The sequence below is a fragment of the Brevundimonas abyssalis TAR-001 genome (assembly GCF_000466985.1).
Lineage (GTDB): Bacteria > Pseudomonadota > Alphaproteobacteria > Caulobacterales > Caulobacteraceae > Brevundimonas > Brevundimonas abyssalis.
Map to the genome: position 1 here is coordinate 69,282 of NZ_BATC01000009.1, position 6,864 is coordinate 76,145.

Annotated in this window: 7 protein-coding genes; all 7 read left to right on the plus strand. The window is 63.7% G+C overall.

The annotated features are described in order from the left end of the window. Positions 1–5 precede the first annotated feature (5 nt). A complete protein-coding gene (locus tag MBEBAB_RS04405; protein ID WP_045318852.1) occupies positions 6–1,283 on the plus strand; it encodes an aromatic ring-hydroxylating oxygenase subunit alpha in 1,278 nt (425 codons plus the stop codon). Next, positions 1,280–1,765, plus strand: coding sequence for an aromatic-ring-hydroxylating dioxygenase subunit beta (locus MBEBAB_RS04410; RefSeq protein WP_021696731.1), 486 nt, complete (start codon positions 1,280–1,282; stop codon positions 1,763–1,765). Before MBEBAB_RS04405 ends, MBEBAB_RS04410 begins: the two co-directional genes overlap by 4 nt. Before the next feature lie 4 nt (positions 1,766–1,769). Then, positions 1,770–2,537 carry an enoyl-CoA hydratase/isomerase family protein gene (locus MBEBAB_RS04415; protein WP_200865104.1) on the plus strand — a complete coding sequence of 256 codons (768 nt, stop codon included), beginning with the start codon at positions 1,770–1,772 and terminating at the stop codon, positions 2,535–2,537. A gap of 61 nt (positions 2,538–2,598) precedes the next feature. Beyond that, a complete protein-coding gene (locus tag MBEBAB_RS04420; RefSeq protein WP_200865105.1) occupies positions 2,599–3,342 on the plus strand; it encodes an SDR family NAD(P)-dependent oxidoreductase in 744 nt (247 codons plus the stop codon). Further along, positions 3,336–4,244, plus strand: a complete 909-nt coding sequence (locus MBEBAB_RS04425) for an alpha/beta hydrolase (RefSeq protein ID WP_021696734.1) — start codon at positions 3,336–3,338, stop codon at positions 4,242–4,244. Before MBEBAB_RS04420 ends, MBEBAB_RS04425 begins: the two co-directional genes overlap by 7 nt. 151 nt (positions 4,245–4,395) lie before the next feature. Beyond that, the gene (locus MBEBAB_RS04430) at positions 4,396–5,712 is read left to right on the plus strand and encodes an OB-fold domain-containing protein (protein ID WP_242397065.1); all 1,317 of its coding nucleotides are present in this window, start codon (positions 4,396–4,398) and stop codon (positions 5,710–5,712) included. After that, a partial coding sequence (locus tag MBEBAB_RS04435) for an acetyl-CoA acetyltransferase (protein WP_045318853.1) occupies positions 5,712–6,864 on the plus strand: 1,153 nt, incomplete at its 3' end. The genes MBEBAB_RS04430 and MBEBAB_RS04435, both read left to right, overlap by 1 nt.

The window sequence follows — 6,864 nt, forward strand, 5'->3', positions numbered from 1 at the left end:
CGTTCATGTCTATCACCACAGAACCAAACAAACTTGACCTCTCGCACCTCGTGCAGGGTAATCGCGTCCATGGCTCGGTCTATACCGACGAAGCCTTGTTCCAGCTGGAGCTGGAGCGCATCTGGTACCGCGGCTGGGTCTATGTCGGTCATGAGAGCGAGGTGCCGAACAAGAACGACTTCGTGATGAAGTCGATCGGCCCCCAGCCCGTCATCATGACGCGCGACAACGGGGGTGAAATTCGCCTGCTGCAGAACCGCTGCCCTCACCGTGGCAATCAGGTCTGTCTGAAGGAAAAAGGTAATACGCGGGCCTTCACCTGCCCCTACCATTCCTGGACCTTCTCAAATACGGGCGACCTGATCGGCTTCGCCTTCCCGGACGGCTACCGGGACAATCCGGACGCAGACAAGAAGCGTCTCGGTCTCGGCGTACTGCCGAGGGTCGAATCCTATCAAGGGTTTGTTTTCGGCTCCTTCGCCGCCGAAGGAATTTCGCTCGCCGAGCACCTTGGCGGCGCCGCCGAGACGCTTGACCGACTGGTCCAGACCTCACCGGATGGAAAAATCGAGCTGACCGCTGGCTACCTGAAGCACCGGGCCCGCACCAACTGGAAGTTCATCCTCGAAAACGAGTGCGACGGCTACCACCCGGCCTTCGTCCACAGCTCGATCTTCTCCGTTGCGGACAGCGCGATCGGCACCTACTACGGCGACCAGTCGACAGCCCTGACGCGCGACTACGGCGGGGGCCACACCGAGGTCGACCTGCGCCCCGAGTTCCGCAAGGCGGATATCCCGCTTCGTTGGTTCGGAACGACCGCCGAACGCCTGCCCGCCTATGTCGAGGCCATGAACACGGCCTATGGCAAGGAGAAGGCCCGTCAAATCATGATCGATGGCACACCGCACGTCATGATCTTCCCCAACCTCTTCATCGCGGAGATCCAGGTTTTCGTCATTCAGCCGATCTCGGTGAACGAAACGATCCAGCATGCGACGGCGATCCAGTTCAAAGGTGCGCCGGATCTGAACCGGCGGATGCGCCAGCAGACGATGGGCTCTGTCGGCCCGGCGGGCCTGCTGCTGGCCGACGACACTGAGATGTACGAGCGCAACCAGCGCGGCGCTGAATCGCTGACGCCGGCCTGGCTGTTCCTGGGGCGTGGCGAGCAGCGCGAACGCCGCGACGAGAATGGCTACATGGTGGGGCACTCGACCGATGAGGTCCCTTCGCGAGGCATCTGGCGGCACTACACCCAGGTGATGGAGGCCCAGTCTTGAGCGCCGCCGATATCGACCTGCTGCACCGCGTGACCGCCTTCATCTATCGTGAAGCCAAGCTCCAGGACGAACATCAGTACGATGACTGGGAAGCCCTGTGGACCGATGACGGGGTGTACTGGATTCCCGCAAACGGAGACGACATCGACCCCGAGAAGGAGATGTCCATAATCTTTGACAATCGATCTCGCATCGCACTGCGCATCCGTCAGTTCCACACCGGCAAGCGCCACGCCCAAAGCCCTCGCTCGCGCCTTCGGCGTGTCGTCTCGAACATCGAGATCGCGGAATCCAGCGAGACGGGCATCCGGGCCTTTTCGAATGCACTAATTTTTGAATCAACCGTTCGGGCCGACACCGTGTGGTCGACGCGCAATGAGTATTTCCTTCGGCCGGAGGGTGAGACCTTCCGGATGGCGCGCAAGAACGTGTTCCTCACGAACAACGATCGGGCGCTTTTTACCCTCTCATTTCTTGTATGACTCAATGACGGATTACCCTGACACCGATCACACACGCCTGGATCTGATCGCTGACGGTCCGGTACTTTTGAGCATTGACGGGGGAGTGGCGCGCCTGACGCTTAATCGGCCCGGCTCCGCCAACGGCCTGAGCGTGGAAATGCTCAAGGCGATGCATGAAGCGGTCATGGTCTGCCACAGCCGCGCAGATCTCCGCGTCCTGATCCTGCGGGGAGCCGGCGCCAACTTCTGCGGGGGCGGCGATGTGAAGGACTTCGTCTCGCGCGGCGAGGGCCTGCCGGACTATCTACGCGAGGCGACCGCCTATCTTCAGGTCGTCTCCGGTAGTCTGGTGCGCCTTGAGGCTCCAGTCATCACCGGCGTGCAAGGATATGCCGCCGGTGGCGGCGGGCTTGGGCTCGTCTGTGTGTCCGACTTCGTCATAGCGGCGGCCTCGAGCAAGTTCCTTGCGGGTGCGACGCGCGTTGGCATGGCGCCGGACGCCGGCAGTTCGGTGACCCTGCAGCGACTGGTGGGCTTCCGCCGCGCCATGGACATTGTCATGCGCAATCCCGTCATAAGCGCCGACGAAGCCCTCCACATGGGGCTCATCACAACTGTCGCCGCAGACGATCAGCTGGATCAGGTGATCGACAATCTCGCCCTGACCCTGGCCGCCGGCGCCCGAAGGCGCTCGCGGCGACCAAGCGCCTGCTCTGGAACGGCATGGGGCTCGGCTTCGAGGCCTGCCTACCCGAAGAGGCACGGACCGTCGCAGAACTCGCACGCATGAATGACGCCAAGGAAGGCCTTGCTGCGGTCATCGAGAAGCGACCCGCCCGGTTCACAGGCGAATGACATCAGGCTTCGACCCGCTGATGCTGACTGGCAGGCGTGCCCTCGTCACGGGGGGGGCGCGCGGCATCGGCGCTGCCGTCGTCGTGGACCTCGCCCGTCGCGGAGCTTCTGTGACCTTCGTCGACATCTCTCTGGATCAGATAGACCCGATCCTCGAAGGCCGCGCGCAGGCGCTGCAGCTTGACGTCTCGGACCCGGCCGCCGTCGCCGCAGAACTGGGCCGCCACGAGCCGTTCGACATCCTGGTCAACAACGCCGGTCGAGATCAGCATTCCTTCTTCACCGACACCACGCCGAACGACTGGGCCGATCTGCTGGCGGTGAACCTGCTTTCCGTCTTCGCTTGCACACAGGCCGTCCTGCCGGCCATGCAGCGGGCTCGCGGCGGACGCATCATAAACGTTGCATCGGAGGCTGGAAGGCTCGGATCCAAAGGCGGATCGATCTATGCGGCGGCCAAGGGCGGTGTCATTGCCTTCACCAAATCCATCGCGCGCGAGAACGCCCGCTTCGGAATCACCGCTAATGTGATCGCGCCGGGGCCGATCCGGACCCCGCTTTTAGACAAGGCGGTCAAGGCGGGCGGCGCACCCCTGCTAGCCGCCATGGAGCAAGCGACCCTCCTGCACCGTCTCGGCATGCCCCAGGAGGTTGCAGGTCTGGTGGGATATCTCGCGACGGACTCGGCCGCCTACATCACCGGCGAGGTCATCGGCGTCTCGGGCGGCATGGGATGCTGAGCTCCATCGACCAGGTGATTGCGCGTGTCCAGGCCACCTATTCAACTTGGAAGCGGGACACGAGTCCGGACCAGATGCGCGCCGACTGGGAAGCCCTGTTCGGCGGCGTCCGGATCGACGCAACAATCGAGGAAGACAGGCTCGCGAGCGTACCCGTCACGCGGATCGCGGCCAAGCCTTCGGATCCGGCACGGCTCTTTCTCTACTTCCACGGCGGCGGATATCTCGTCGGATCACCGCGCTCGCACGCCGACCTGATCGCACGGATATCCTTCGCGGCCGGTGCAACGGGCCTCTGCGTCGCCTACCGGCGCGCACCGGAGCATCAATTCCCGGCGCCGATCGATGACGCTCTGGCAGTATGCGAGGCGCTCGACCGTCGCGGTGTCGATCTGCGCCAGGTCGCCTTTGTTGGAGATTCAGCCGGTGGAAATCTCGCCCTGGCGACGGTGCTCGCGCTCAAGGCGCGGGCATCCGCCCTGCCAGCGGCGGTCGTGCTGCTGTCGCCTTGGACCGATCTGGAAGCCCTCGGTGAGAGCTATGAGACCCGTAAGGACAAGGATCCGATCCACCAGCGACGCATGATCCTGGAGATGTCGGGCCGGTACCTCGCAGGCGCCGATCCCGCGCAGCCGCTCGCGTCCCCTCTGAATGGCGATCTCACCGGCTTTCCGCCCGTGTTGATCCAGGTGGGCGATCGCGAAACGGTGTTGAGCGACGCCGTCAATCTGAATGCCGCCGCTCTAGCGGCCGGCGTCGAGTCCCACCTGCATGTGTGGGACGGCATGATTCACGTCTTTCAGCAGTTCTCGGAAGAACTGCCGGAAGCCCGCGCCGCGATCGACGAGATCGGCCGCTTCCTCAAGCCTCGCTTGGGCGCAACAAAGGAAGTGCGAACATGACCGCTGGCATCGTCGGATATGGGGCCTATGTGCCGCGGCTACGCATGAGCCGACAGGCGATCTATGACGCCAACGCCTGGTTCGCCCCAGGCCTCAAGAGCAAGGCCAAGGATCCCGCTCCTTGGCTAACTGGGATGAGGACGCCACAACCATGGCGGTCGCCGCCGCTCGCGACAGCCTGCCGGTGACCCACGGGGCGCCGTCCTTGAAAGCTGTCATTTTCGCATCCACCACATTCACCTTCGCGGATCGCCTGAACGCCGGCGTCATTGCCGCCGCGCTGAACCTTGATGAAAAGACAGACGCAATCGACATTGGGTCGAGCCGTCGCGCCGGCCTATCGGCGCTCCGTCAAGCCCTGTCCAGCAGTCGCGGGGGCGAGGCCCCGATCCTGGTGACGGCCGCCGACTTGCGACGAACGCGCGCCGCGAGCGCTTCAGAGATGGAGTTTGGAGATGCCGCTGCGACGTTGCTGGTCGGTACTCAGGACGTCATCGCCGAACCGCTCGGCTTCGGGACCGTGACCGTCGATTTCGTGGATCATTTCCGGCAGTCCGGCGAAGAGATCGATTACGTTTGGGAAGAGCGCTGGATTCGGGATGAAGGCCTCTCGAAAATCGCCCCCCGAGCCGCTGCTGCGGCACTCGCCGACGCCGGCCTCTCAGGGGCGGACGTTGATCACTTCATATTCGCGAGCAGTTCCAAAGGCATGGCCGCGCAGGTTGCGCGAGGCATTGGCGTGCCTGCCGAAGCGGTAACCGAGGACCTGATGGGCCAGATCGGTGACACGGGAGTCGGTCACGGACTTCTGCTCCTCGCAGGCGTTTTGGAGGTCGCCAAGCCCGGCGCGGTCATTCTTTCGCTTGAATTCGGCAACGGTGCCGAGGCGATCGTCTGGCGCACGACGGACCGCATCAAGACCTTCAAGCCGCGGCGTGGACTCGCTGACTGGCTAAGCCGCGGCGTCCCCGAGACCAGCTACACACGCCTCCTTGCGTATCGCGGCCAGCTTGAGCTTGAGAAGGGCATGCGTGGCGAGTTGGACAAGAAAACCGCCCTGACAACCCTGTACCGACACCGCACAACGATCATGGGGCTGGTCGCAGGCCGTTGCCGCGAAACCGGCAGCGTCCATTTCCCGCCGTCGCGCCTGAGCTATGACCCCCGAGGCGCCGCGCTGGATACGCAGGAGCCCTATTTCCTAGCAGACAGGCGAGCACACATCCTCAGCTGGTCTGCGGAGGCCTTGTCCTATCACCTGTCACCGCCTCAGCATTACGGCCAAATCGATTTCGAGGGGGGCGGCCGAATTCTGTTGGAGTTCACCGACGTCAGTCCCGGCGACGTTGAGACCGGCACTCCGATGGAGGCTGTGTTCAGGGTCAAGGACCGCGACCTTAACCGCGGGTTCACCCGATACTTCTGGAAAGCCACGCCGGTTCGCGGCGACCACGGAGGCACGCACTGATGGCCAAGGGCATCAAGGACAAGGTCGCCATTCTGGGAATGGGCTGCAGCCGCTTCGGCGAGCGGTGGGATGCAAGCGCCGAGGATCTCATGGTCGAGGCCTATACGGAGGCGCTGGCGGACGCCGGCATCGGCCCTGAGCAGATAGACGCCTCGTGGTTCTCCACGCATATGGACGACATAGGCGTGGGCCGCGGCGGCACACCGATGGGGATTGCGCTAAGGCTCCCGTTCATCGGCGTTACGCGGGTCGAGAATTTCTGTGCGGGCGGGTCCGAGGCGGTTCGCGCGGCCGTTTATGCGGTTGCCTCGGGCGCTTGCGACATCGCACTGGCGGTCGGGGTTGAGAAGCTGAAGGACACGGGTTACGGCGGCCTGCCCCTGCCCTCGATCGGCACCTATATTCCACAGTGGTATCCGACCGCGGTCGCGCCCGCGAACTTCGCCCAACTGGCGACCGCCTACGGCTCCAAACACAGTGTAAATCGCGATGACCTCAAACGAGCGATCGCTCACATCTCGGTCAAGAGCCACGCCAATGGCGCGCTGAATCCGAAGGCGCACCTGCGCAAACTCATCACGGAAGAGCAGGTCCTGAACGCGCCGATCATCGCCGAACCGCTTGGACTGTTCGACTGCTGTGGCGTCTCTGATGGCGCGGCGGCGGCTATCGTGACCACCCCCGAGATCGCTCGCGCGCTGGGTAAAACCGATCTGGTGACGTTCAAGGCGCTCCAGGTGTCGACGTCGAACGGCTGGGAAATGCACTCCAGCGAGTGGGACGGAAGCTACGTCCATACGGCGCGCGTCGCTGCCAGACGGGCCTATGAAGAGGCCGGCGTGAGCAGCCCTCGCGACGAAATAGGGATGATGGAGGTGCACGACTGCTTCTCGATCACTGAACTGGTGACCACCGAGGACCTGTTCATCTCCCCCGAGGGCGGCGCCATCCGCGACGTGCTCGACGGCTTCTATGACTCCGGCGGCCAAGTCCCCTGCCAGATTGACGGCGGCCTAAAGTGCTTCGGTCATCCCATCGGCGCCAGCGGCCTCCGCATGCTCTATGAAATGTATCTCCAGCTTCAGGACCGGGCCGGTGAACGGCAGCTGGCGGATCCGCGTCTCGGGCTGACTCACAATCTCGGCGGCCAGC